The organism is Arthrobacter sp. FW306-04-A, assembly GCF_044358315.1.
GTDB lineage: Bacteria > Actinomycetota > Actinomycetes > Actinomycetales > Micrococcaceae > Arthrobacter.
Genome location: NZ_CP084559.1, coordinates 2,765,950 through 2,791,341, shown reverse-complemented (window position 1 = coordinate 2,791,341; position 25,392 = coordinate 2,765,950). Strand labels below are relative to the sequence as shown.

The window sequence follows — 25,392 nt, the reverse complement described above, 5'->3', positions numbered from 1 at the left end:
AAATGACTGCAGAACGCTCTCCCGGTGCTACGGTGCGGCGGCGACTCGTCGTCGTCGGCAGCGGTATAGCCGGACTCTATTCCGCACTGCTGGCCGCTGAAGCCGGTTCGGACGTCGTCCTGCTCAGCAAAGGCGCGCTGGCAGACAGCAACACCTTCTTCGCGCAGGGCGGGATTTCGGCAGTGCTCGAGCTGCCCGCCCCCGGCGATACCGTTGCCGCTCACATTGCGGACACCCTGAAGGCCGGCGGCGGCCACTGCAACGAGGAAGCCGTGCGGGTGCTGTGCACCGAAGCGCGCCTCGACATCATGGGGCTTGAGCGTTTCGGCGTCCGTTTCGACGCGGACGACGACGGCGATCCCGCCTTGGGGCTCGAAGCCGCCCACTCGGCCCCGAGGATCCTGCACGCCGGCGGAGACGCCACCGGCGCCGGAATTGCCAAGGCACTCATCCTCGCAGTCCTTGACGCGCAGGCCGCCGGGAAACTCCAAGTGCTTGGACACGCACAGGCCACCGGCTTGATCCAGTCCGAGGGACATGTGGCAGGCGTTGAATTCCTGCGGAACGGACGCCTCGAGGCTGTACGCGGCGACGCCGTGCTGCTTGCCACCGGTGGAGCGGGACAATTATTTGCCCGGACCACCAATCCCTCGGTTGCAACGGCCGACGGGCTCGCGCTCGCGTGGCGGGCAGGAGCGGAGCTCGCGGACCTGGAGTTCTTCCAGTTCCACCCCACGAGCATGGTGCTGTCAGCTGCTGCAGGCCCGGCGGCCGCCGGCGCTGATCCCCTCCTGATCTCCGAAGCTGTTCGCGGTGAAGGCGCCATTCTCGTGGACGCCAAGGGCCAACGATTCATGCCGGCCTACCACCCGGACGCCGAACTTGCCCCGCGCGACGTCGTCTCCCGCAGCATCGCCCTCCACTTGGCTTCACTCGGTGATCCCAACGGCCACGTCTTCCTCGACGCACGGGTGGTCGAAGCAGCCAAGGGGCAAGGCTTCCTCGAGAAACGATTCCCCACGATCAGCGCCCGGACCCGCGAAGCCGGCGTCGACTGGACCCGCGAGCCCGTTCCGGTTGCCCCGGCTGCCCACTACTGGATGGGAGGCGTAGTCACCGATCTGTTCGGCCGTACTTCCATTCCTGGCTTGCTCGCGGCCGGCGAAGTTGCTTGCACCGGAGTCCAGGGCGCGAACCGTTTGGCCAGCAACTCCTTGCTCGAAGGGCTTGTCTTTGGTCGGCGCGCTGTTGAAGGGTTCCTCGGGTGGGCGCCGCCGAACGGCGCTCAGCGCACCAACGCTGCCGGGACACCGTCAGACGAAAGTCGCCTTACCGCGTGGCAGCCTGAACTTGTCCCCGAGCCCTTCTCACGTACTGCCCTCCGTCGGCTGATGACTGCCAAGGCCGGGGTTCTCCGGACTAGGGGGTTGCTCCGGGAGGCCGCTGAGGCACTCAACGCTTGGGCCGACGTCGTGCTTCCTGAGAATGCGCCTGACTCGGCGGATTCCTTGGTGCACGAGGACGCCAATTTGCTCCTTGCCGCGCAACTGCTGGTGCAGGCTGCCGGGGCGCGGCGGGGGTCGCTGGGGGCGCATTACCGGAGTGACACTGCCGAACTGCAGCGTGAAACCGCCGTCGAAGAACCAGACCCGAGATACACCATCCGCCGGAAAGCGAGCCTCGTCAATGACTAGCCTGACCCTCCCCGCAGCACCCGTCCGGGACATCCTGGAGCGGGCCTTCGCGGAGGATGCGCCAAACGGCGACATCACGTCGCAACTGCTGATCCCCGCCGAAGCCCGGGCCACCGCCGTGCTCAATGCGCGCGTTCCCGGGGTCTTCAGCGGCGGAACCGTGTTCAGGGACGCCATGCTGCTCATCGACCCGGACACCGAAGTGGAGTTGCTGCTCGCCGACGGGGAAGCGTTCGACGCCGGAACCCACCTCGCGCGGGTCAGCGGCCGCGCCCGCTCGGTATTGCTTGCCGAACGCGTAGGGCTCAACCTGGCCCAGCGCATGAGCGCCATTGCCACTAAGACATCGGAGTTCGTGAAGCTGGTCGAGGGCACCAAGGCCCGCATCACGGACACCCGGAAGACAACGCCCGGTCTCCGGGTATTGGAACGCTATGCCGTGCGTTGTGGCGGGGGAGCCAACCACCGCTACAGCCTGTCTGATGCCGTCCTGGCCAAGGACAACCACTTGGCCGTGATGACCGGTGGCGATTCCGCCAAACTCACCGCACTGCTCGCGGCCGCCAAGGCACAGCTGGGCCACACCACGCATTTCGAGGTGGAGGTAGACAGTGCCGAGCAGATCGAACCCGTGCTCGCAGCCGGGGTGGACACGATCATGCTGGACAATTTCTCCCTTGATGAGCTCCGTGCCGGCGTGGAGCAGGTGGCCGGGCGTGCCATCGTCGAGGCAAGTGGCAACGTTAACGTCAACACGGTGGCGGACATCGCCGCGGCGGGAGTGGATGTGATTTCCATCGGCGGACTCACGCACAGTGTTGCCGCACTGGATTTGGGCCTGGACGTGACGCTGGACGTGAGCGTTTCCCCAGGCCTGGGCTGACGCCATGATTTTCCTCGACGCTGCGGCCACCACTCCCGTCCGCAGGGAAGTCCTCGAAGCGATGTGGCCCTACTTGACGGGCGAGTTCGGCAATCCTTCAAGCCATCACAGCCTCGGCGAAGCGGCTGCGAACGCGTTGTCCGCCGCTCGTGCGGCGGTAGCGAAGGTCTTTGGCTGCAGGCCGGGCGAGGTCACCTTCACCTCCGGCGGCACCGAAGCCGACAACCTGGCTGTGAAGGGAATCGCCCTCGCACGGCGGTCCGCGGATCCGGCCCTGAACCGGATTGTCATCAGCGCTATCGAACACCCTGCCGTCGAGGAATCCGCACACTACCTAAAACGCGTCCATGGATTCGACGTGGACGTGGTCCCCGTGGACAGGTACGGAGTCGTGACCCCTGAGGCGCTCCGGTCCGCCCTGCGTCCGGAAACCGCCCTCGTCAGCATCATGTACGCCAATAACGAGATCGGGACGGTGCAGCCGGTGCGGCAGCTCGCGGACATGGCCGCGGAACATGGCGTGCCGTTCCACACGGACGCCGTCCAGGCCGCCGGCTGGCTACCCATCGGCGTCAAGGAACTGGGCGTCGACGCGCTGAGTATTTCCGGCCACAAACTCGGCGCGCCTAAGGGCAGCGGCGTTCTTTATGCCAAGGGAAAGCTCAAGATCGAGCCGGTAGTCCACGGTGGTGGCCAGGAGCGCGGCCGTCGCTCTGGAACCGAAAACGTGTCAGGTGCCGTTGCGCTGGCCACGGCATTGACCCTTGCCCACGCTGAACAATCCGGATTGGCTGAACAGTCGAGACTCGCTGGCCGGGTCTCTGAGTTGCGGGATGCCTTCATCGGGACGGTCCTTGAAACTGTGCCCGGAGCTGTTCTCACCGGCCACCCCTCGCGGCGGCTGCCATCCATCGCGTCCTTCTGTTTCCCCGGCACCAGCGGAGAATCCGTCTTGCTGGAACTTGAGCGGCTTGGCGTGGTCTGTTCGAGCGGATCAGCATGCGCCGCGGGATCGGATGCTCCGTCTCCAGTCCTGCTGGCGTTGGGCATTGAGGCCGAGGTAGCACAGACCGCTGTCCGCTTCAGCTTCAACTCCACGGTGACCTCGGCGGAACTGGAGCAAGCCGCGCAAGCCGTGGCTGCCGCCGTCGGGAGCGTGCAGGGACTCGGTCGCCGCTGACTGTCCACCCCAACTGGCTGGCCGGGTGGCTCAGACGTGCCGCGCCCGACGGAAAATCCAGTGCCGCAGCATGGTGAAGCGCACGGCCGTGGCGAAGAATCCGGAGAGCGTGGTGGTCCAGAGGTCCTCGGTCACGGAGGCATCGGGCCGGAACGCATGCAGCACGCCCAGGCTCCCTCCCGTGATGACCAGGGCCACGACGATCACGATCAGCCCGTTCAGATGGTCCCGGGTCCTCTTCCGGTCGCCGGTGATTTTGAAGGTCAGCCGCCGGTTCAGTGCCGTATTCATGAGCGACGTGATGATCAGCGCTGCGGCGTTGGCCAGCTGGGGTCCCATCCACGGACGAAACAGTGCGTACAAGGCCAGTGACGTCGCAGTGCAGATGATTCCGACGCCGGTGAAACGGATGAGCTGCCGGACCACCGGATAGCGCAGGATACCTTTGCGACGCTTGCTAATAGGCGTTCTCGAAAGGGAGTTCTGCCGCGTCTCAGTCCTGGGCGCGGCAGAAGAGTCCATGGCACAAGCCTGTCATATCACGCCGGGGATTTCTCCCAGGAAGCAGCTTTGACAGGGTTCGTCAGCTCTCCGATGCCCTCAACGCGGCAGGTCACAACGTCTCCTGGCGCGATCCGGGCGCACTCAGCCGGGAAGCCGGTGAGCACCAGATCGCCGGGGTGCAAAGTCATGAACGAGGTCAGGTAGACAAGGATTTCGTCCACCTTCCAGCCGAGGTCGGCGGAACTGGCCGTCCGTAATTCCCTGCCGTTGTGCACGATGCCGATCGAAAGATCACGGTCGTCGAGGTCCGTGACGACCCAGGGCCCTGCAGGAGTAAACGTGTCCTGGCTTTTGGCGCTGATCCACAGTTCGTCGGTTTTCTGCAGGTCCCGTGCAGAGACGTCATTGCCGATCGTGAAACCGAGGATGGCGTCGCGGGCGTTCTCGAGTGTCAGTCCGCGGACTTTGCGCCCGACGACGACCGTCAGTTCCGCTTCCGGGTCCACGTAGCCAACCGCGGAGGCGAGCTCGATCGCGTCGCCCGGTCCGATGACACTTGTGGCGGCCTTGTGGAACGCTTGTGTGGGCAGGTCCCGACCCGGCTGGCCAGTGTTGTGTGCCATGCCGAAGACGTTGGCGGGAACAGACGGGGCCAGGAACGTGAACGTGTCCTCCACGACCTCCGCGCCCCTGTGCCACCCCGGTTGTTCCGCGCTGCTGCCGTTTGCCGGCGAACCTGGGAACGGGCTGTCCACTACGGTCCAGATGCGGCCTGCCTCCGAAGCGAATTCGACGGCGTCGTTCGCCACGAAGAATTGTTCATCCGGAGTGGTGGGGGAGATGGGGCGGACGCGGGCGATCCTGCGTGCACGTGAGGAGGTCATCAAGACATCCTACGTCCTCGTCGGACGATTACGGGTTGGTAAGCGACGGCGTGCGACCGACTCCCGCGGCAGGTGCCGTTCCCGCGCCTAGAGGGGCAGGTAGAGCTCCCCGACCGGGATGTCCGCGGCCAGGCGATTCGCCGGTCCGGCCAAGGGGCAGGCCCAGGCCTCGTTGTACGCGCAGGACGGGTTGTAGGCGAAGTTGAAGTCGAGCACAAACTCCTGCGCCTGCCCGGATCCCCGAAGGCCGTGGAAAGCGCCCTTGATGGTGTCCAATAGGTATCTGCCGGCACCGTAGCTTCCTCCCGGCTTACCGGCTGTCGCGTCGCGGAAGGGGACGAAGATGCCGCCGCCATAGCTGCGGAGGCGCCACACGGCCAGCGAACCAAGCTCGTCGAGATCGAAGGTGCCGAGGCGGAGGAATGGCACTACGCCGTCCGTTCCGGTCTGGACGTTCATCTCCTGCCCCGCGCCTTCAGGCGACAAGGCGGCGTAGCGGCGGAACTGGGGGTTGTAGTCTGCGGTGCGCAGGCCCGAGAACGCTTGCTTGCTGGCGGGCGTCAAGGCCGACGCCGGGTGGGTTCCGAACATTCGGTCCCGTTCCTGGCGCCAATAGACATGGGCCTGAAAGGGATCGCTCACCGCAATCTTCCGGACGTCGTCGTACAAGGCAAACGTACGCAAGCGCCAATCCGCGATGTCCACGGCGGAGATTCCCGCCACACTGTTTTCGTCCTCGTCAAACTGATCTGGAGCCATGCGTCCAGCCTAGTCGTACGACGCGAGGCGGAACCGCTCGCCGAACGCTCTCTGCGGGTTGGACTCGCGAAACGCCGACCGGGACAGGCGGGCAGCGGCCGGGCGCCGCTAGGCTAGTGCGCATGAGAGCGAAGCGGATCCCGTTGAAGTTTTCAGTCGCCGTCGTGGGGGCGCTCGTTGTGGTGTCCGCGGCTGGCTGCAGTTCCGAAGGCAAGGGCGGAACCGTCTGGACGGCCGGGTCCACCAGTGCGGCACCCGGCACAACGGCGTCGTCGGGCGCGAGTACGGCCCCGCCGTCGGGCACTTCCGCTGCTTCGGGGAGCCCCTCCACGGGAAGTACGGCGACGGCGGGGGCTACGGCCTCGGCGTGGAAGACGTATTCGGATGCGGCCAAGAAGGTCAGCTTCGATCTTCCAAGCGACTGGATTGCGCAATCGGTCACGCCCGACGCCGGCTCCTTGCCGGGCGCCCTGAAGGTCGTGGTCAAGGACGCCAAGGGAGGGTATCTGGCGACCCTGCACACCGGGCTGCCGGTAGAGAGCCCAGCCGACTGTAGTCCGGCCGCCAAGCGGCCTTATGTGGTAGTCAGCAGCGTCCCCATTGATCTGCCCATTGCGGATCGCGATTCCACGATTCCTCCGCACGTGGTGTTCAGGGTCATTCAGGGCTACAAGTTCTTCGGTTCGTACGGCATCACCAACATGGTGGCTGGAACTGATGGCCAGGCCTGCCAACTCCGGAATCTCGTGGTGGGGCCCGCAGGAAAAGGCAACTACTACTTTGGGGACATGCCCGCCGTGCACGCTTTTGCCACGGACGAAGTAGTTGCGCCCGCGAAGTCCTTCGACACCCTGGACCAAGCAGCCAAATACGTCGACCAGGGTTCGGAATTCGCCAACGTCCAGCGAATGCTACTGTCTCTGAAGATCAATCTGTAGAACCACGATTGACACTTACACTCGTCGGCGCCAACTCTGCATAATCACTGGGTTGTCCAGCCGCAACACTCCGGAGATCCATGGAACGCAACGTTGCTGCCGAGCTCGTTTTCAAGACCGTCGCCAACACCAAGGTGGCGATGGCAATCGCCGTGGCCAGCAATCCAGGCTACGAATCGTTGACCGAAGAATTGTCAGTCACAGTGGAGGGCAAAACTGTTCCGCTCACTGAGTTGACGGACCACCATGGTGGACGTTTCCACTACATGGAGTTCGCCGAACCCAGCGAGGTCACGGTGGATTACCGGGCCTCGGTGAAGGGCTTTGGCGTCCCGGATGAGTCCGCGCGGATGGAACTTATCCGGTATGTGCGGCCAAGCCGTTATGCCGAGTCTGATCGGTTGCTTCCGACGTCCTACGCCGAGTTCGGGGGATTGCACGGCGAGGAGCTGTTGCAGGCCGTCCGGAACTGGGTCCACGACGAACTGCGTTACATCAGTGGATCATCCCGGGGGACAGATGGCGCAGTGGAAACGCTCCTGCACCGCAAAGGGGTTTGCCGGGACTTCGCCCACCTTGCCATTGCCCTCCTCCGCTCCAAGGACATCCCCGCCCGGCTCGCGGCCGTTTATGCCCCCGGGCTGAGCCCCATGGACTTCCATGCCGTGGCGGAGGCCCACATCGGCGGAACCTGGTACGTGATCGACCCCACCGGCCTGGCTCCTCGGGAGTCCATGCTCCGCATCACCGCTGGCCGTGACTCCTCGGACACTGCGTTCTTGTCCACGGTGGGCGGAAGCTTGTCGTTGAAGAGCTTGAAGGTCACCGCGGTAGTGGCCGACGAACTGCCGGATGAGGATCCCGCAAAGCTCGTCGTCCTGCGCTAAACGCCGTACGGCCGCCTATTTGTGTGCCACGAACGCTTGCAGCTTTTCGGTCAACCTGAGAAGCTCACGCTGTTCCTCGGCCGTCAGGGCCGGAGCCACAAGCTCGGCGATGTCGCGGATGTGCTCACGGCCGATCTCTTTCTGCAGTTCCTGCCCGGCTTCAGTAAGCCCAAGAAGAATCCCACGGCCGTCGTCGGGGGCGATGCTGCGTTCGACGAGTCCGCGCTTCTCCAACCTGTCAACCAAGCGGCTCAGGCTCGATTGGCTGAGCAGGACATGATCGTTGATCTCGTTCAACCGCAGTTTGCCCGTGGGGCATCGGGAGAGCGTGAACAGGACGTCATACTCCTTGATGGGGAGCTTCTTGAACGCCTGTCCGGCCTGGAGCCGGCGCATCACCGCCACCTGGGAGCGGAACAAGGACTCCCAGGTTTCTGCGGCGAGGCGCACGGCCGACGAGGTGGGCGCCTTGGTGCTCACGCCGACCTCCCGGCGGGATCGGTCGCGTCATCGCTGGATGAAGCGGCCAAGGAAGCGGCAACGCGTGACGCGTGGGTAGGTGCGTCAGGCACGTGGGAGGGCTTGCGGTCCGCGAACTCCTTGCGCAGGACCGGAAGGACTTCTTCGCCGAAGAGATCCAGCTGCTCCAGCACGGTCTTGAGCGGCAATCCGGCATGGTCCACCAGGAACAGCTGCCGCTGGTAATCGCCGAAGTACTCGCGGAAAGTCAGCGTCTTCTCGATGACTTCCTGCGGGCTGCCCACCGTCAGCGGCGTCTGGGAAGTGAAGTCTTCCAAGGAAGGCCCGTGGCCGTAGACCGGAGCATTGTCGAAGTAGGGGCGGAATTCCTTCACCGCATCCTGGGAGTTCTTGCGCATGAAGAACTGCCCGCCGAGGCCCACAATGGCCTGGTCTGCCTTGCCATGGCCGTAGTGCTCGTAGCGTTCGCGGTACAGGCCGATCAGCTGCTGGTAGTGCTCCTTGGGCCAGAAGATGTTGTTGGCGAAGAAACCGTCGCCATAATACGCGGCAAGTTCCGCGATCTGGGGACTGCGGATGGAGCCGTGCCAGACGAAGGGCGCGACGCCGTCGAGCGGGCGGGGTGTGGACGTGAAGTTCTGCAGCGGGGTGCGGTATTTGCCACTCCAGTTCACGGTGTCCTCATCCCAGAGCCGGCGCAGCAGGGAGTAGTTCTCCACGGCAAGTTCGATTCCGTCCTGGATGTTCTTGCCGAACCAGGGGTAAACCGGAGCCGTGTTGCCCCGGCCCATGATGAGGTCCACGCGGCCATCCGCCAGGTGCTGGAGCATGGCGAAGTCTTCGGCGATCTTCACGGGATCGTTCGTGGTGATCAGTGTGGTGGACGTGGACAGCGTGATGCGTTCCGTCTGCGCCGCGATGTAGGCCAAAGTGGTGGTGGGGGAGGAGGAGAAGAAGGGGCGGTTGTGGTGCTCGCCGATCGCATAGACGTCCATGCCGATCTCTTCGACCTTCTTGGCAATGGCCACGGCGGCCTTGATGCGCTCGTTCTCCGTGGGGGTGTGGCCCGTGGTGGGGTCAGTGGTGATATCGCTGACGCTGAATACGCCGATCTCCATGATGTACCTTTCTGCCTGCCCGATTGGTGTCCGGGCTCTGCCAACAGTCTACCTCAAGATAGATGCATTTGCATGTATCACTCGCTGCAACAGGGCACGGCATCATTTTGTTCCCGGTGTGTCGCCTTACTCGGCGGGGCCGGAAGCGGATCGGCGGCCCGTGACTCTGGGGATCATTCCGGTGGTCCAGTCCAGATGGTCTGCCTGGCCATGGCCGGCCATGCCATCCTTCGCGACGTCGGGACGCTGCGTGAGTGCCTTGAGCAGCGCCTTCTTCTCGCGCCGGCCTTCGACCAGTTTGTAGAGCACCGGCACCAGGACGAGGGTCAGTGCCGTAGACGAGACGAGGCCACCGATGACCACAATGGCCAGTGGCCGGGAAATGAAGCCGCCGCCTCCCGTGAAGCCCAGGGCCATGGGCGTGAGGGCGAAAACAGTGGCGAGGGCGGTCATCAGGATGGGCCGCAGCCGCTGCCGGGCGCCGTGGGTGATGGCTTCTGCCACACTCATTCCGGCGCCGCCGCCGTGTGGCTTGCGGTACTGGTTGATGAGGTCGATCAGCACGATCGCATTGGTCACCACGATTCCCACCAACATCAGCATGCCGATGAGGGAAGGAAGCCCGAGCGGGACGCCTGTGACCAGGAGCAAGGCGACGGCACCTGTCGCCGCGAAAGGCACGGATACCAGCAGGATAAGGGGCTGGATGAGGGATTTGAATGCGGCAACCATGATCACATAGACAATGGCGACGGCCGCGAGGAGAGCGAGGCCGAGTTGCCGGAACGAGTCCGCCTGCTGCGTTGTTGCGCCGCCGATCGCGGCAGTGACGCCAGCAGGAAGCTGCACGGAGTCGAGCCGGTCACGGACGGCCGTGCTGACGGCACCAAGGTTGGAGCCCGACGGCGTGACAGTCACCTTCGCGCTTCGCTGGCCGTTGCTGCTGGTGATGGACACCGGCGTTTCCACTGGGTCCACGGAAGCGATGCTGGACAGCGGAACCGGTCCTGATGCCGTCGGGAGGTTGATGGCCCTGACATCGGCGATGCTGCTGAAATGCGTGCCTTCGCCGATTTGGACCGGAAAGTCCGTGGTGTCGATACGAACCGTGCCTGCGGGTACGGGACTGACGGTGGACGCCAGGACTCCGGCCACTTGTTCCTCGTTCAGCCCGGCGGCGACGGCCTTGGCTCGATCGACCCTAACCTGCACTACGGACTGGCTGGCATCCAGGTTGGTGGCTACCTCGGAACTCCCGGGTACCCCGTCCATGGCCTTCGCCACAGCGTCGCTTGCGGATTTCAGATCAGCGGCGTTGGCGGCGTTGATGGTGATGTCCACGCTGGAAGACGTGCCCAGGCCGCCCTGTTGGGCGCCAACAGTGACCTTTCCTGCGGCCGCGGCGCTTGCGAGCCGGGACCGGACCGTGTCCTGCAGCTTCTGCTGGTCGGCTTTGTCGTCCGTCACTACCGTGAATGTCGAGTTCGAGGCACCACTTGACGTGAGGGCGGCGAAACCTGTCTGGGCGTTGCCTGACGTTACCTGTACGTCCTTGATGCCCTCGATCCCGCGCAGGACCGATTCCACTTGGGCAGCGGCGGCGCCAGTCTGCTCCAGGCTGGTACCGGCGGGAAGAACCTGGCGCACGGTCATGCTGTTTTGACCGGAGCTGCCTAGCAGGTCTGTGGCCAGCAGCGGGGACATGGCTGCTGTTCCACCCAACACGAGGAGCGCGGCGACGATGGTCACGACCGGGTGCTTCTGGGTCTTGGCCAGGATGGGCAAGTATCCGCGTTGCAGCAGGCTGCGCTGCTCTGCCTCGTGCGCAGCTGCAACGGCGCGCTCGGCGGCACGGGCGTCCTTGGGGCCGGGAAGAGATGGCGACTTGAGGAACCAATAGGCCAACACCGGAACGATGGTGAGCGACACGAGCAACGAGGACAATAGCGCGATGGTCACCGTCAGGGCGAAGGGGCGGAACAGCTCGCCCGCCAGATTGCCCACGAAGGCGATCGGCAGAAAAACGGCCACCGTCGTGAGGGTGGACGCCGTGATGGCCCCGGCAACTTCCCGGATGGAGTTGAGGATTGCCGCGAGTTTGTGTTCTCCATAGCTGAGGTGGCGTTTGATGTTCTCGATCACAACGATCGAGTCGTCCACCACGCGGCCGATCGCAATGGTCAACGCGCCCAGGGTAAGGATGTTCAGCGAGTAGTGGGTTGCTGATATTCCGATGAACGTGATCAGGAGAGACAGGGGAATGGACACTGCCGTCACCAAGGTGGAGCGAACGGACATCAGGAACACAAGGATGACGGCTACGGCGAAGCCCAGTCCAAGCAGCCCCTCCGTGGTGAGGTCCTTGATGGATTTTTCGATATACGGGGCTTGGTCGAACACCGGGGTGAAGTGCGCATTGGAGCCGAGTTCGGCCTCCATCTGGGCGAGTGAATCCTTGACCGCGTGCGAAATGGCAACCGTATCGCCGTCGGGCTTTTTCGTCACGGAGAGGGCCAGGGTCGGCTTCCCGTTGGTGCGGGTGATGGAGGTCGCGGCGTCGTCCTTGATGCTCACATCCGCGACGGTGCCGATGGTGGTACCGCCCTTGGCCCCGGCGAGCGGCAAGCCCTTGATGACATCGAGGGAGTCCACGGGGCTGCCGATCTGGAGGGACAACGTCTTGCCTTGGTCCTCGATGGTCCCGGCGGGAACCAGCGTGCCGTTGTTCTTGAGGGCGTTTGTGAGCGACTGGACCGTGGCACCGGTTGCGGCCATGGCCTGGGCCTTGGGCTGGATCAGGATGTGCTGGGTTGCCCCGCCGGTCACGTCGGCGCTACGGACCCCGTCCAGCTTCTGGAGCCGGGGAACGCTGAGCCGCTGAAGGTCCGTGTTCAGCTCACTCAGCGGCTTGTCCGAAGACACGGCCAAAAACACGATAGGGAAGTCGCTGATGCTGCCGGCAAAGGAGCGGGGCTCGACATTGGCCGGTAGTACCCGTTTCGCGTTGGAGATGGCGCGATCAATCTGGTTGCGCGCGCGGTCCAGGTTCGAACCGTAGGTGAACACCATGGTGATCTGCGAAACGCCGTTCCGCGATGTCGACGTGGTCGATTCCAGGCCCTCGACGCTGTTCAATGCTGTTTCGAGGGGCCGGCTGAGTTGCTTGTCGACAACTTCCGGAGACGCGCCCGGCATGGCCGTGATCACCGAAATCTGCGGAAACTCGATCGAGGGGATGAGTTCCTGTTTGAGTGAGGACATGGTGATCACTCCGAACACCGCAGCGAAAACGGTGATCAGCGCGATCAATGCCCTGTTCGCCAGTGAAAGCCTTGCCAGACGGAACATTGCACTGTCTCCTGGGGTCTACGGTCTGTCTCGTGTCTTGAACTGGCCGCAGCCCGGACTGTTACTAGTGCTGGACGGCGTTGGCAGCCTCGAGTTGGAGCGAACGGGCGGTGCTCGCTTCCAGTTCCGCGGCAAGCTCCGGGTTGTCGTTCAGCTTGACGCCGTAGCCCGGCATCATTTCCTTGAGCTTGGATTGCCAGCCCTTGAAGTTCCTCGGGAAGGATCGCTGCAGCATCTCGATCATGATCGGAACTGCAGTGGATGCACCAGGCGATGCGCCGAGCAGTGCGCCGATGGAGCCGTCGCGAGCCGTGATGACCTCGGTGCCGAACTGAAGCACGCCGCCCTTTCGGGAGTCCTTCTTGATGATCTGCACGCGCTGGCCCGCTGTGATCAGCTCCCAGTTGCCGCCGTCGGCCTGGGGGTAGTACTCGCGGAGGGATTCCACCTTGGCATCGTGGCGCTTGGCCACTTCTTTGATCAGGTAAGCGGTCAGGTCCATATTGTCCTTGGCCACGGCGAGCATCGGGATGATGTTGCTCGGACGGATGGACAGCGGCAAGTCAAGGTAGCTGCTGGTCTTAAGGAAATTCGTGGAGAAACCGGCGTACGGGCCGAAGAGCAGGGAGCGCTTGCCGTTGACATAGCGGGTGTCGAGGTGCGGCACGGACATGGGCGGGGCGCCGACGGAGGCCTGGCCGTACACCTTGGCGCTGTGCTGGCTGGCGATGGCCTCGTCGGTGCAGCGGAAGAACTGGCCAGAGACCGGGAAACCGCCGTAGCCCTTGCTCTCCGGGATGCCGGATGCCTGCAGCAGGTGGAGTGCTCCACCGCCGGCGCCCACAAAGACGAACTTGGCGTGGATCCGGCCGTGTTCGCCGGAAGCGGGGTGCTTGAGCGAAAGGTCCCAGCCGCCGTCGGAGGCTTTGCGGACGTTGGTGACGTCGTGGCCGTAATTGACTTCAACGCCGTTGTTGGCGAGGTAGCCGGTCAGCTCGCGGGTCAAGGCCCCGAAGTCGACGTCGGTGCCTTCCGCTGCGCGGGTGGCGGCCACGCGCTGCTTGGCGCCCCGGCCCTTGACGATCAAAGGAGCCCACTTGGCGATCTGTGCCTGGTCTTCCGTGTATTCCATGCTGCGGAAGAGGGTGTTGGGCTTGAGTGCTTCGTAACGGGTCTTGAGGAAGTCTGCGTGCTTGTCGCCGATGACAAAGCTCATGTGCGGAACGGTGTTGATGAAGCCCTTGGGGGAGCCGATCAACTTGTTGTCCACCAAGTGGGACCAAAACTGCCGGGAAAGCTGAAATTGCTCGTTGATGTGCAGGGCCTTGGACGGGTCAACAGAGCCGTCCTTCGCTGCGGGGGAGTAATTAAGCTCACAGAGTGCTGCGTGTCCGGTTCCCGCGTTGTTCCACGGTCCGGAGCTTTCAAGGCCGGCTTCGTCGAGTCGCTCAAAGAGGGAGATGGTCCAGCTGGGTTCGAGTTGCTTGATGAACGCACCGAGGGTTGCGCTCATGATTCCGCCCCCAATAAGGACGACGTCAGCGTGGTGTGTCTTGGAAATGAAGGTCACGATCTATCTCCGATAGCGGCGGCACTGGCTGTCACAGAATATCCCCGCGTGGGCGCATAACTGAAATTGCGGCGGCCCGTCAAGACTTCAGGCGAACGTTTGTAAAATCTTCGTTTAAGACAGGCGATGCTGGGTACTTCTCCACGCGGTCGGAGAGAGCCAAGGCCGAGATGGGGAAGGCGATGGGGACCGCCGGGACGGTTGCGGCAATTTGGGCATTGATGGTCTGGTACTGGGAGTTGCGGTCGGAGCCGTCAGGGAGCCCGCGGGCGCGGTCGATTTTCGAGAACACCTGCGGATCGCTGTAGCCGAACTCGCCGTTGTTCTCACCGAAAAGGGTGCCCACGAAGTTGTCCGGATCCGAGTACGCGCCGTTCCAGCCGAGCAGGTGGAGCGCATGATCGCCCGGCGATTGGACCTTCTGGAGGTAGCCGTCGTCCCAGCTCACGGGCACCGGTTTGATGTTGAGCCCGACGGCAGTCAGCTCGGCGCTGATCTCCGCGTAGATCTTTTCCGGGGTGGGCATGTAGGCGCGGGTGACGTTGAGCGGGTAGTAGAACTTGAGTTCTTCGCCCTTGTAGCCGGATTTAGCGAGCAGCTGCTTGGCTTTGTCCGGGTCATAACCGAGCGCCGGAGCATTGTTGTTGAATCCGCTCAGCTTGGGCGGAACGAACTGGGACGCCGGCGACGTGTTGTCGATAAAGAACTTATGAATGAGGGTCTCTTTGTCGATGGCCATTTCGATTGCCTGGCGGACTCCAAGATTCTGGAGAGGCCCCACGGACTCGTTCATTCCCAGGTACATCACGGAGAACGGATCCCGTTGGACGATCTGCATGCCCTTTTTGACCAGTTGGTCGAAGGTTCCGGCAGTGACGAGGTCGTAGCCATCGATTGTGCCCGCGAGCAGGGCCTGAAGGCGACCTTGCGGATGGTCGAACGGAATGAAGTTGACTGTGGCTATCTGTCCGCGGTCGCCCCAGTAACCCTTGTAGCTCGTGAGGGTGATGCGGTCCGGACTCCATGAGGAGAAGACGTACGGGCCGGTGCCGACGGGATGGGAGGCGTACGCCGACGCCGGTTGCCCTGACAATTTCTTGTCCAGGACGTTCGCGGTTCCTTCGGCCATCGCTTTGGGGGACGACATTGCGAAAGCAGGCAGTGTCAAGGCTTGGAGGAATCCAGTGAAGGGCTTCGCCAAGTTGATCTGGACGTGGTCGGCAGAGATCGCCTTGCAGCTCTTGAATAAGGAGAGCGTGGCGTCGTCCGAGAAGGACTTGAAGACGCTCTTGAAGGGAATGCCTGGCACTTGTTGGCGCACGGTTGCCGGAAAGTTGAACCAGCGGTCGAAGTTGCTGCAGACTGCCGCGGCATCAAAGGCTGTTCCGTCGTGGAAAGTGACTTTTGTGCGCAGCGTGAAGTCGTACCTGAGTCCGTCATTTCCTTGGGACCACGCCGTGGCCAGAAGAGGCGTCGGTTGCCCGGTGGAAGCATCCACGCCCACAAGGCCTTCCATCACTTGCCGGGTGACGCGATACGACTCCGAGTCGTTCGTCAGGGCCGGATCGAGTCCAAGCGGCATCGACGGGGTGCCGAAGTTGAACGTCTTGCTCGGCTCCGGCGGTACGTCGCCCGCGGCCGATGTTGACGGTGCCGGGCCAGGGGCTACCGTGCACGAGGTCAAGGCCACGGCCAGAAGGCCTGCGCCGATTTGCAGCGTGACACGGCGAAGCTTGCTGCTTACCACTCTTGTCCCCTCAAGGCAGTTGGACGGGCGAAGGCCCGTGGCAGCCGGACCGCAGACCAGTCTAGTTCAGGGGCCTGAGTCCTGGCTGAAAACGCCGAAGTGCCCCGGTCAAGGACCGGGGCACTTCGGCGTGTGCGCAAGGGGGGACTTGAACCCCCACGCCCGAAGGCACAGGAACCTAAATCCTGCGTGTCTGCCAATTTCACCACTCGCGCTGGTGCTGGTACCTCGCCCGGATTCAGGTTTCTTGCGTCCGGGGCATATACCGCGCTCTATTGTACCCGCGGTTTTGCGCCAGCCGTTCCATCCTCGCCCGTCGCGGGCATGTGGTGGCTACTTGTCGAGCTTGAGGTCCCTGCGGAGCTTCGCCACATGTCCGGTGGCCCGCACGTTGTACTGGGCCACGGCTACTTTGCCCTCGGGGTCCACCACGATCGTGGATCGGATCAGCCCCTGGTACGTGCGTCCGTAGTTCTTCTTTTCACCCCAAGCGGCGTAAGCGTCCGCTATCTGGTGCCCTTCGTCGGACAGCAGGGGAAAGGTCAGGGATTCCTCGGCCACGAACTTTTCCAAGTCCTTCACCGTGTCCGGAGAGACACCAAGGACTTCGTAACCGGCGGCCCGAAGAGTTTCGAGGGAATCCCGGAAATCGCAGGCCTGCGCCGCGCATGCCGGAGTGGACGCCGCCGGGTAGAAATAGATGACCGTATTGCGGCCACGGTACGAGGCCAAGCTGACGTCGCGGCCAGTCTGGTCCTTGAGGGTGAAATCGGGGGCAATGTCGCCAGGGATGAGTCGTTCCGCCATACTTTGCTCCTTGCTTGGGTTCCCGAGCAATCAGCTTAGTGACGAGCTGTTCGCTTCACGAATTGGACCCGAACCAGATCTGTACGTCCCGGCCGATATACTGGCCTGTATGCCTGATATGGAACGGTGGCCCACCGGGCGCCTGCTCTCCACGGCGGCGCGGCTCGTGGAGCACGCCTGGAATGAGAAATTGCGCGGCATGGGGTTGACCCACGCCGGGGTCATTGTCATGGAAGTGCTTGCCGTCAAGGGTCCCACCACGCAGTCGATGCTCGCACAGATTGTCCGTGTTCAGGCGCAGACCATGGGGAAGACCCTCTCCAGGCTGGAAGCGCACGGCCATGTCAGCCGCGCTCGCGGCATTTCGGACCGCCGGAGTCAAGTGGTCAGTCTGACCGAAGCGGGGGGGCGCACGCTCGGGCTCGCCACGCAGTTGGAGCGGGAAGTTCTTGAACCCGTTCCCGTGGATACCGCCAAACTGCGGCGGGAACTTCAAGCCCTTGTGCGCGAACTGGCAAACAACCATCCTGCGGCTGTCGTAAATGTCATTGTGGCCGCGGCCGATTCCGGCGCATCGCCGGACGACGTCCCGGACTAGGCCCGCGCGCGGCCGGCCCGGGACACCGCGAGGCGGCCGGTTCGAGGCGAGGTAGGCCGAAAAGCAAAAAGATCCCGGAATGGCGTTTCGGCCATTCCGGGATCTTTTTTGGTGCACCCCCCGGGACTTGAACCCGGAACCCATTGATTAAGAGTCAATTGCTCTGCCAATTGAGCTAGAGGTGCAATTGTTTGTTGCTCACAACGCAAAGAAATAACCCTTGAGCGGCTATTGCCGCTCAAGGGTCCTTCCCTTGGTGCACCCCCCGGGACTTGAACCCGGAACCCATTGATTAAGAGTCAATTGCTCTGCCAATTGAGCTAGAGGTGCATTCGTCGATTTCGATCACCTGAAGGCTTTTCTTCCCTCGTTGATCTCCGCAACGACATGTAACTCTACACGAGACTTGCCGAAGTGTGAAATCGGCCCGAGCCCCCTCGGCGGCGCTACCCTGGAGGCTCCAGGACCAGCGCAAAATCGGGGTTTTGGTTATTGCTGAGAACCCACAGGGTGCCGTCCGGCGCAAGCGAAACGTCCCGGAGCCGGCCGTACCGGGCTGTGAAGTAAGCCACCGGAGTCCCAGCCGTTTCACCACTGAGGGGCACCGTCCACAATCGCTGCCCCCGCAACGCGCAGGTGAACGCCGTTCCGTTGACGATTTCCAGGCCGCTCGGGGAGGAATCCGCCGTCGACGGCCAAACAACCTTGGCATCAAGGTAACCGGCGCGCCCGGGCGCCCCGGTTACTTCCGGCCAGCCGTAGTTGCCGCCCGCTTTGATGAGATTGAGTTCGTCGTTCACATCGGGTCCGAATTCGCTTGCCCAAAGTCTGCCGGCGCCGTCCCACGCCAGGCCCTGCACATTGCGGTGTCCGTAGCTGTACACCGGATTGTTGCCGAAGGGGTTGCCCGGAGCCGGTTTTCCATCGGGTGTGAGCCGCAGGATCTTCCCGCCAAGCGCATTGCGGTCCTGTGCCTGCTCCGGGCGCTGCGAATCACCTGTGCCGACGTAGAGGAAGCCGTCGGGTCCGAAGCGGATACGGCCGCCGTTATGGGTGGGGGCTTTGGGGATGCCGGAGAAGATGAGTTCGGGCGTGGCAAGACTGAGGCGGCCGTCGGCGGACTGTTCCAGCCGGGTCCGGGCAATTCTGTTGTCTGATTCAGCCGTGAAATAGCTGTAAAGCAGGCGGTCTCCGGAGAACGTCGGGGAGAGGGCCAGTCCCAGAAGGCCGCCTTCACCGCCGGGCACGACGCCGGGAAACTCGCCAATGGTTGTTGCGTGGCCGTTCCGGACGGATTTGATGAGCTTGGTGTCCCGTTCGGAGATGATGGCCGTGCCGTCGTCGAGGAACACGATAGACCACGGGAGGGTGAGATTCAGGTCCAGCTTCCGAAGCAACTCCGGTCCGTTGCCTTCGGGCTTGGGGGACTGGACGGCATGTGATTCGCTCGCGGACTGTGGCGCTGCCGGCGACGAGCCGGTGCCGGGGGAACTCCCCGTGCATGCGCTCAGCAGCAAAGCCGCGATGCAGGCCGCCGCCAGGAGCGCCCGGGCAGGCAAAAGGCGGGGCCGGAGAAAGCTTCCGGAACCCGCCTTTGCCTGGTTCATAGTGTCAGCGGCGATTCCTGCGAGGCGGCCGGAAGCCGGCGGCCTCGGCGTGGGCGCTCGAGACAAACCAGACCCCGGCCTTGACCTCGTCGTAGGACGGACTGTCTTCGTCGTGATAGGTCATCGTGTCCGCATTGCCCTTGACGGTGTAGCCGTCGGGGCCGCTCCCGTCAGCGCCTGCGGCGGCCGAGCCTTCGCCGTAAGGCTGGTCGGCGGCGAGATGGCCACCCAGGGGCGTTGAGTTGCCTGGCACTCCGTCCGGGCCGGCTGCCGCGACGGCGTCGGAAGCCTCCTGCTGCTCTCCTTGCTGCCCCTCCGGAGCGGTGTCGTCGATCTCCGCCGCGGCGGATTCGGCGCCGGGAAGCGTCGGTGCGTGGGCGTCCGTGTATTCGCGGTGGTGGACCGGAACCGGTGCGGCCGGTGTGCCGACTTCGCTCCACGTGGCTTCCCATTCGGCGCCGTCGGCCAGCTGTTCGGGAGTGGTTGGTGCGGGAGGAGCGGAAGGTCTGTCGGCCGCTGTGACGTCGTCGGCCGTCACGCCCTCTTCGAGTTCAGGCTCGGAAAGGACCGGTTCTGGAACAATCGGCTCGGCCTCTTGGGAGACTGCGGCCTCGGAAGCCGTCTCCGCGACCATCTCTTCGGACAGCACCGGTTCCGGGAGTGTGGGCTCCTCGAATAATGGCTCCTCCATGGCGGCTCCAACGGCTGGAGACTCTGCCGCGGCGGCCATCCCGGATTCGCCGGTCGGGTCCGGGCGCTCCCAGTCGTCGACGTCGACACCGCCCTTCTCAGGCTCCGGTTCGCGCTCGGGCTCGGGCTCGACGGAGCGTGACTCGGCTAGATCCTGTTCGGCGGTGGCCGTCGCGGCGACCAACGGGGCGGAGCCTGTCAGGGCGGCCGCCGTAGTGTCTATTTGCGGTGACGAGGCAGTTTGCGACGGAGAGGACGGGGCCATGCCGCCCGAGGAAGACCTCGCGCTGTTGCGGCTCATCAGCCACCAGACAATCGCAACGATCAACACAATGACGATGACCCAGATCAACCAATCCATGGGAGGAGCCCTTCTGTTCGATTGGCACAGTTGTCGTGATTTGACGTTACGTGCGCGGCCGGGGACTGTCTAGGTTTGTCAATCGATTCGAGGCGCGCGCAACGTCCGCATCACTCCGGTGCCGCGGCTGGAAACAACTGAGGCGGAACCCGCATCCCCTAGGGTGTCTTCATGGACTTCAAGAGGCTGCGCATCCTCCGCGAACTGGCCGACAGGCAGACCGTCGGCGCCACGGCGGAAGCCATGAATGTGACGGCTTCCGCGGTGTCGCAACAGCTCAAAACGCTCCAAGAGGAGCTCGGTGTCGTTCTCGTGGAGAAGGACGGCAGGGGAGTCCGTCTGACCGAGGCGGGCCTCGCAATGGCGGGAGCGGCAGCCGACGTCGCCACGGCGATGGCCCGGGCGGAATCGACAGTGGACACCTATCGCCGGGGGTGGCAGGCCCACATCCGGGCAGCCTTCTTCCCGAGCGCCGCCGAGATGCTGTTGCCTGGACTGCTGCACCGTGTCAAGGCTATTGAAGGGCTGCATTTCGAAGCCCATTTCGAGGATCCTGGAACGGACGGTTTCGCCGGATTGGCTGCGGATTATGACATCGTCCTCGCCCACAGCGTGGATGGCGCGGAGGTATTTGCCCGGCATGGCCTCGAGGTTCTTCCATTGCTGGAGGAAGCCTTGGACGTCGCGATGCCGGCGGGCCACGAGCTCGCGGCCAAGGCGCGGCTGACGGCCCGTGACGTAGTGGGCTACCCGTGGCTCGGCGTTCCTGTCGGCTTTCCCTTTGACACCGTGCTCCGCCAGATCGAGCTCCAGGCGGGCACGACGGCGGTGCGCGGCCAGCGGTACCCCGATCTCCGGGTCCTTGAGGCCTTGGTTGGTTCGGGACACGGAATCTGCCTCCTTCCGCGCTACACCGCCCGCGCCAACCAAAGAAAGAAGTTGGTCCTGCGGCCGCTCGTTGGGGTCCGGGCCAGCCGCAGCATTGTGGCCCTTGCCCGTCCGGAGGTGGCCGCCCGTACCACCATCAGGCAGACTCTCAGCTTGCTTCAGGAGGAAGCCGCGGTGATTGCCCGCGAGCTTCGACTGGGTGACGAGTGACAGTTGGGCGGTGGGCTCAGTCTCACCCCGTCTCGCATTTTGAGACGGGCGTCCACTATTTGAATGAAATATTGAATGAAATAGCGCTAAATTTGCCTTAACCCGCCCACCGTGTTCGTTGGCCACAGCCCAAGAGTCATAGACTCGTGCCCATGAGTGACCACACCCCAATTGCGACAGACAACCAGCCGGACATCAAACCACGCAGCCGGGTCGTAACGGACGGCATCCATGCCGCCCCCGCGCGAGGCATGTTCCGGGCCGTAGGCATGGGCGATGACGACTTCGCCAAGCCCCAAATCGGTGTCGCGAGCTCGTGGAACGAAATCACGCCGTGCAACCTCTCGCTGAACCGACTCGCCCAGGGCGCCAAGGAAGGCGTCCACGCCGGCGGTGGTTTCCCCATGCAGTTCGGCACCATTTCCGTTTCGGACGGAATCTCCATGGGCCACGAGGGCATGCACTTCTCGCTGGTCTCCCGTGAAGTCATTGCCGACTCCGTCGAGACTGTGATGCAGGCCGAGCGCATTGACGGCTCCGTCCTGCTGGCCGGCTGCGACAAATCCCTCCCGGGTATGCTGATGGCCGCCGCCCGCCTGGACCTCGCCAGTGTGTTCCTCTACGCCGGTTCCATCATGCCGGGCTGGGTCAAGCTCGAGGACGGATCGGAGAAGGAAGTCACCCTCATTGACGCCTTCGAAGCCGTTGGTGCCTGCGCTGCAGGCAAGATGAGCCGCGGAGACCTGGACCGCATCGAACGTGCCATCTGTCCCGGTGAAGGCGCTTGCGGCGGTATGTACACGGCCAACACCATGGCGTGCATCGGCGAAGCTCTCGGCATGTCCCTCCCGGGCTCGGCCGCCCCGCCTTCGGCAGACCGCCGTCGTGATGACTTTGCCCGCAAGTCCGGCGAGGCCGTGGTCAACCTGCTCCGCCTCGGCATCACCGCGAGGGACATCATGACCAAGAAGGCGTTCGAGAACGCCATCGCAGTCACCATGGCCTTCGGCGGTTCCACCAACGCTGTCCTGCACCTGCTCGCGATCGCCCGCGAAGCCGAGGTCGAACTGACCCTGGATGACTTCAACCGCATCGGCGACAAGATCCCGCACCTGGGCGACCTCAAGCCCTTCGGCCGCTATGTCATGACCGATGTCGACAAGATCGGCGGCGTGCCGGTCATCATGAAGGCACTGCTCGACGCCGGACTGCTGCACGGAGACTGCCTCACGGTCACGGGCAAGACCCTTGCCCAGAACCTGGCCTCCATCAACCCGCCGGACCTCGACGGAAAGATCCTGCGTGCCCTGGACAATCCGATCCACAAAACCGGAGGCATCACCATCCTGCATGGTTCCATGGCGCCGGAGGGGGCGGTCGTCAAGAGCGCCGGCTTCGACGCCGACGTCTTCGAAGGCACGGCCCGCGTTTTCGAGCGCGAACAAGGCGCCCTCGACGCCTTGGACAAGGGCGGGATCAAGGCCGGGGACGTCGTCGTGATCCGTTATGAAGGACCCAAGGGCGGCCCGGGCATGCGCGAGATGCTCGCCATCACGGGCGCCATCAAGGGAGCAGGCCTAGGCAAGGACGTGCTCCTGCTGACCGATGGCCGCTTCTCCGGCGGTACCACCGGTCTCTGCATCGGACACGTTGCACCTGAAGCCGTCGACGGCGGCCCCATCGCCTTCGTTAAGGACGGCGACAAGATCCGCGTGGACATCGCTGCCCGCTCGTTCGACCTCCTGGTGGACGAAGCCGAGCTCGAGTCGCGCAAGGTCGGCTGGGAGCCCCTCCCGGCGAAGTTCACCAAGGGTGTCCTCGCGAAGTACGCCAAGCTGGTGCACAGCGCCTCCACGGGCGCCTACTGCGGGTGATTCCCAAGCGCCCTAGCATGTGCGCTTAATAAGGGAGGCCCTGAGTAATCGGCGTCCGCGCCGATTACTCGGGGTAGGGGCCTCCCGTCTGCCGCCCGAGCGGTAAGGTCGCCGGTATTGGGCTTTCCGCTGGCGAGAAATATGCCCAGTCCGTGGACAATGGGGTCCATATAGTGAGATGACAACTTCATCGTTTGACACTTATCTCACAAAGAGGGAACACTGAACGCATGATCGCATTCGTTACTGTCGGCGCCACCGTGGGCACTGTCGTACTTACCAAGCGCGTGGCCTCCTAGCCCGACTGGTAACGAACCGTCACGCGCAACCCCTCGAAGAGCCGCAAGGCTGAGGGGTTTTTTTTATTTCCCGCACGGGACAGCGCATTTAGCAAGAACCCGCACGAACGCAGTACCCAAGCAGTAACTTTCACTAATTGAAGATCCCCAAAGGAAGAGTCCGATGAGCAAAGGATCGCCGATCAGCCCCTCGCTGATGGCTGCAAAGTCCGCTGGAGCCCCCAAAGCTCCGGAAAAGGTCGACCGTCCGGCTGAAGCCGTCGTCGACAATGCTGCAACTCTCTCTCCTGTACTCGGGCCGAACAACGTTGTACCCCCAACGGTGATGACCGGCTCGGAAGCTATTGTCCGCTCGCTCGAAGAACTCGGCGTGGACGATATTTTTGGTTTGCCCGGTGGCGCGATCCTCCCCACCTATGACCCTTTGATGGCCTCCAAGATGAATCACATCCTGGTCCGTCACGAACAGGGAGCCGGCCACGCAGCCCAAGGCTACGCCATGGTTACCGGACGGGTTGGCGTCTGCATCGCCACCTCGGGCCCCGGTGCCACCAACCTCGTTACCGCCATCATGGATGCCCATATGGACTCCGTGCCGCTCGTCGCCATCACCGGCCAGGTATCGGCTTCCGTCATTGGTACGGATGCCTTCCAGGAAGCGGACATCGTCGGCATCACCATGCCGATCACCAAGCACTCCTTCCTGGTGACAGACCCCAACGACATTCCGCACGTCATGGCCGAGGCTTTCCACCTAGCCAGCACAGGCCGTCCTGGACCGGTACTGGTGGACATCGCCAAGAACGCCCAGCAGGGCACCATGACCTTCTCCTGGCCGCCCAAGATCGATCTGCCGGGCTACCGCCCGGTGGTCCGCGGCCACAACAAGCAGGTGCGCGAAGCGGCCCGGCTGATCGCCGCGGCAAGCAAGCCCGTGTTGTACGTGGGCGGCGGCGTGGTCAAGGCACATGCTTCGGCCGAACTGCGCGAACTCGCAGAGCTGACGGGCGCGCCCGTGGTGACCACCCTCATGGCCCGCGGCGCGTTCCCGGACTCCCACCCCCAGCACGTCGGCATGCCGGGCATGCATGGCACAGTCTCTGCAGTCACCGCACTGCAGCAGTCCGATCTGCTGATCACCCTTGGTGCGCGCTTCGATGACCGGGTGACAGGCGTCCTGAGCACCTTCGCTCCGCATGCAAAGATCATCCACGCGGACATCGATCCCGCGGAGATCTCCAAGAACCGCGTGGCCGACGTTCCGATCGTGGGCTCCGTCAAGGAGATCATTCCGGAACTGACCGAGGCTGTCCGGACCGCTTTCGAACTATCCGGCACCCCGGATCTCGACAGTTGGTGGGCGTTCCTCAACAACCTCCGCGATACCTACCCCCTGGGTTGGACGGAACCCGAAGACGGACTCAGTGCCCCCCAGCGGGTCATTGAACGCATTGGTGCGCTAACGGGGCCGGAAGGCATCTATGTTGCCGGCGTTGGCCAGCACCAGATGTGGGCCGCCCAATTCATCAAGTACGAGCGCCCCCATGCCTGGCTGAACTCCGGCGGCGCCGGAACCATGGGTTATGCCGTGCCGGCAGCCATGGGTGCCAAGGTCGGTGAACCGGACCGCGTGGTCTGGGCGATCGATGGCGATGGCTGCTTCCAGATGACCAACCAAGAGTTGGCCACCTGTGCCATCAACAAGATTCCCATCAAGGTTGCCATCATCAACAATTCCTCGCTGGGCATGGTGCGCCAGTGGCAGACCCTCTTCTATGAAGGCCGCTACTCCAACACCGACCTGAACACCGGCCACAACACCGTCCGTATCCCAGACTTCGTCAAGCTGGCGGACGCCTACGGCTGTGCCGCGTTCCGCTGTGAGCGGGACGAGGACATCGACGCCACCATCCAGAAGGCACTGGAAATCAATGACCGGCCTGTGGTCATCGACTTCGTGGTCAGCCCGAACTCCATGGTGTGGCCGATGGTCCCCTCCGGAGTCTCCAACGACCAGATCCAGGTTGCCCGCAACATGACCCCGGAATGGGAAGAGGAGGACTAGC

Annotated in this window: 20 protein-coding genes and 3 tRNA genes; 9 read left to right on the top strand and 14 right to left on the bottom strand. The window is 63.6% G+C overall.

The features are described from left to right. The first annotated feature begins 2 nt into the window (after positions 1 to 2). The 3 genes from nadB to LFT43_RS12815 are packed head-to-tail and all read left to right on the top strand — an operon-like array spanning position 3 to position 3,757. Positions 3 to 1,694 carry an L-aspartate oxidase gene (gene nadB, locus LFT43_RS12825; RefSeq protein WP_395797315.1) on the top strand — a complete coding sequence of 564 codons (1,692 nt, stop codon included), beginning with the start codon at positions 3 to 5 and terminating at the stop codon, positions 1,692 to 1,694. Then, the gene (gene nadC / locus LFT43_RS12820) at positions 1,687 to 2,577 is read left to right on the top strand and encodes a carboxylating nicotinate-nucleotide diphosphorylase (RefSeq protein WP_395797313.1); all 891 of its coding nucleotides are present in this window, start codon (positions 1,687 to 1,689) and stop codon (positions 2,575 to 2,577) included. Before nadB ends, nadC begins: the two co-directional genes overlap by 8 nt. Positions 2,578 to 2,581: 4 nt before the next feature. Then, positions 2,582 to 3,757, top strand: a complete 1,176-nt coding sequence (locus tag LFT43_RS12815) for a cysteine desulfurase family protein (RefSeq protein ID WP_395797311.1) — start codon at positions 2,582 to 2,584, stop codon at positions 3,755 to 3,757. 30 nt (positions 3,758 to 3,787) lie between these two features. Here the strand turns inward: LFT43_RS12815 and LFT43_RS12810 are convergent, their stop codons facing one another. The 3 genes from LFT43_RS12810 to LFT43_RS12800 all read right to left on the bottom strand — a co-directional run bounded on the left by LFT43_RS12810 (position 3,788) and on the right by LFT43_RS12800 (position 5,904). Beyond that, positions 3,788 to 4,279: a GtrA family protein gene (locus LFT43_RS12810; RefSeq protein ID WP_395797309.1), complete on the bottom strand. Its 492-nt coding sequence runs from the start codon at positions 4,277 to 4,279 to the stop codon at positions 3,788 to 3,790. Positions 4,280 to 4,296: 17 nt separating this feature from the next. After that, on the bottom strand, positions 4,297 to 5,145 hold the full coding sequence (locus LFT43_RS12805) for a fumarylacetoacetate hydrolase family protein (RefSeq protein WP_395797307.1): 849 nt from the start codon (positions 5,143 to 5,145) through the stop codon (positions 4,297 to 4,299). An 87-nt stretch (positions 5,146 to 5,232) separates the two neighbouring features. Further along, entirely contained in the window at positions 5,233 to 5,904 is a 672-nt protein-coding gene (locus LFT43_RS12800; RefSeq protein WP_395797305.1) for a DUF1684 domain-containing protein, read from the bottom strand. Positions 5,905 to 6,026: 122 nt separating this feature from the next. Between LFT43_RS12800 and LFT43_RS12795 the strand changes: the two genes are divergently transcribed. Next, positions 6,027 to 6,842 carry a hypothetical protein gene (locus LFT43_RS12795; RefSeq protein ID WP_395797304.1) on the top strand — a complete coding sequence of 272 codons (816 nt, stop codon included), beginning with the start codon at positions 6,027 to 6,029 and terminating at the stop codon, positions 6,840 to 6,842. A gap of 80 nt (positions 6,843 to 6,922) precedes the next feature. Further along, positions 6,923 to 7,729 (top strand): transglutaminase family protein, encoded by an 807-nt coding sequence (locus LFT43_RS12790; RefSeq protein WP_395797302.1) that lies wholly within the window; start codon positions 6,923 to 6,925, stop codon positions 7,727 to 7,729. A gap of 15 nt (positions 7,730 to 7,744) precedes the next feature. On the opposite strand, the gene LFT43_RS12785 is transcribed toward LFT43_RS12790, so the two are convergent. From LFT43_RS12785 to bcp, 7 genes are all read right to left on the bottom strand, one after another. Then, positions 7,745 to 8,209, bottom strand: a complete 465-nt coding sequence (locus tag LFT43_RS12785; RefSeq protein WP_268021283.1) for a MarR family winged helix-turn-helix transcriptional regulator — start codon at positions 8,207 to 8,209, stop codon at positions 7,745 to 7,747. Beyond that, positions 8,206 to 9,327 carry an LLM class flavin-dependent oxidoreductase gene (locus LFT43_RS12780; protein ID WP_395797299.1) on the bottom strand — a complete coding sequence of 374 codons (1,122 nt, stop codon included), beginning with the start codon at positions 9,325 to 9,327 and terminating at the stop codon, positions 8,206 to 8,208. The genes LFT43_RS12785 and LFT43_RS12780 overlap by 4 nt, the downstream gene beginning before the upstream one ends. Before the next feature lie 126 nt (positions 9,328 to 9,453). Continuing rightward, a complete protein-coding gene (locus tag LFT43_RS12775) occupies positions 9,454 to 12,675 on the bottom strand; it encodes an efflux RND transporter permease subunit (protein WP_395797297.1) in 3,222 nt (1,073 codons plus the stop codon). Between the two features lie 64 nt (positions 12,676 to 12,739). Further along, the gene (locus LFT43_RS12770) at positions 12,740 to 14,245 is read right to left on the bottom strand and encodes a malate:quinone oxidoreductase (protein ID WP_395797295.1); all 1,506 of its coding nucleotides are present in this window, start codon (positions 14,243 to 14,245) and stop codon (positions 12,740 to 12,742) included. Between the two features lie 79 nt (positions 14,246 to 14,324). Beyond that, on the bottom strand, positions 14,325 to 15,992 hold the full coding sequence (locus LFT43_RS12765) for an ABC transporter substrate-binding protein (RefSeq protein ID WP_395797293.1): 1,668 nt from the start codon (positions 15,990 to 15,992) through the stop codon (positions 14,325 to 14,327). Between the two features lie 133 nt (positions 15,993 to 16,125). Continuing rightward, positions 16,126 to 16,207, bottom strand: a tRNA-Leu gene (locus LFT43_RS12760). A gap of 118 nt (positions 16,208 to 16,325) precedes the next feature. Next, a complete protein-coding gene (gene bcp, locus LFT43_RS12755; protein ID WP_395797291.1) occupies positions 16,326 to 16,799 on the bottom strand; it encodes a thioredoxin-dependent thiol peroxidase in 474 nt (157 codons plus the stop codon). A 109-nt stretch (positions 16,800 to 16,908) separates the two neighbouring features. On the opposite strand from bcp, the gene LFT43_RS12750 reads away from it, so the two are divergent. After that, on the top strand, positions 16,909 to 17,397 hold the full coding sequence (locus LFT43_RS12750) for a MarR family winged helix-turn-helix transcriptional regulator (RefSeq protein WP_395797289.1): 489 nt from the start codon (positions 16,909 to 16,911) through the stop codon (positions 17,395 to 17,397). 109 nt (positions 17,398 to 17,506) lie between these two features. Here LFT43_RS12750 and LFT43_RS12745 read toward each other — a convergent pair. The 4 genes from LFT43_RS12745 to LFT43_RS12730 form a co-directional block, all read right to left on the bottom strand. Next, a tRNA-Lys gene (locus tag LFT43_RS12745) sits at positions 17,507 to 17,582 on the bottom strand. Positions 17,583 to 17,651: 69 nt separating this feature from the next. Then, positions 17,652 to 17,727: transfer RNA gene (locus LFT43_RS12740), tRNA-Lys, on the bottom strand. A 116-nt stretch (positions 17,728 to 17,843) separates the two neighbouring features. After that, positions 17,844 to 19,004 carry a PQQ-dependent sugar dehydrogenase gene (locus LFT43_RS12735; RefSeq protein WP_395797287.1) on the bottom strand — a complete coding sequence of 387 codons (1,161 nt, stop codon included), beginning with the start codon at positions 19,002 to 19,004 and terminating at the stop codon, positions 17,844 to 17,846. A 4-nt stretch (positions 19,005 to 19,008) separates the two neighbouring features. Then, positions 19,009 to 20,055, bottom strand: coding sequence for a hypothetical protein (locus LFT43_RS12730; RefSeq protein ID WP_395797285.1), 1,047 nt, complete (start codon positions 20,053 to 20,055; stop codon positions 19,009 to 19,011). A 171-nt stretch (positions 20,056 to 20,226) separates the two neighbouring features. On the opposite strand from LFT43_RS12730, the gene LFT43_RS12725 reads away from it, so the two are divergent. The 3 genes from LFT43_RS12725 (at position 20,227) to LFT43_RS12715 (ending at position 25,391) form a co-directional block, all read left to right on the top strand. Next, positions 20,227 to 21,153 carry a LysR family transcriptional regulator gene (locus LFT43_RS12725; protein WP_395797283.1) on the top strand — a complete coding sequence of 309 codons (927 nt, stop codon included), beginning with the start codon at positions 20,227 to 20,229 and terminating at the stop codon, positions 21,151 to 21,153. 152 nt (positions 21,154 to 21,305) lie between these two features. Next, the gene (ilvD, locus tag LFT43_RS12720; RefSeq protein ID WP_395797281.1) at positions 21,306 to 23,027 is read left to right on the top strand and encodes a dihydroxy-acid dehydratase; all 1,722 of its coding nucleotides are present in this window, start codon (positions 21,306 to 21,308) and stop codon (positions 23,025 to 23,027) included. Positions 23,028 to 23,489: 462 nt separating this feature from the next. Next, complete coding sequence (locus LFT43_RS12715; protein ID WP_395797279.1) at positions 23,490 to 25,391, top strand: acetolactate synthase large subunit; 1,902 nt, start codon at positions 23,490 to 23,492, stop codon at positions 25,389 to 25,391. Position 25,392: the final 1 nt, after the last annotated feature.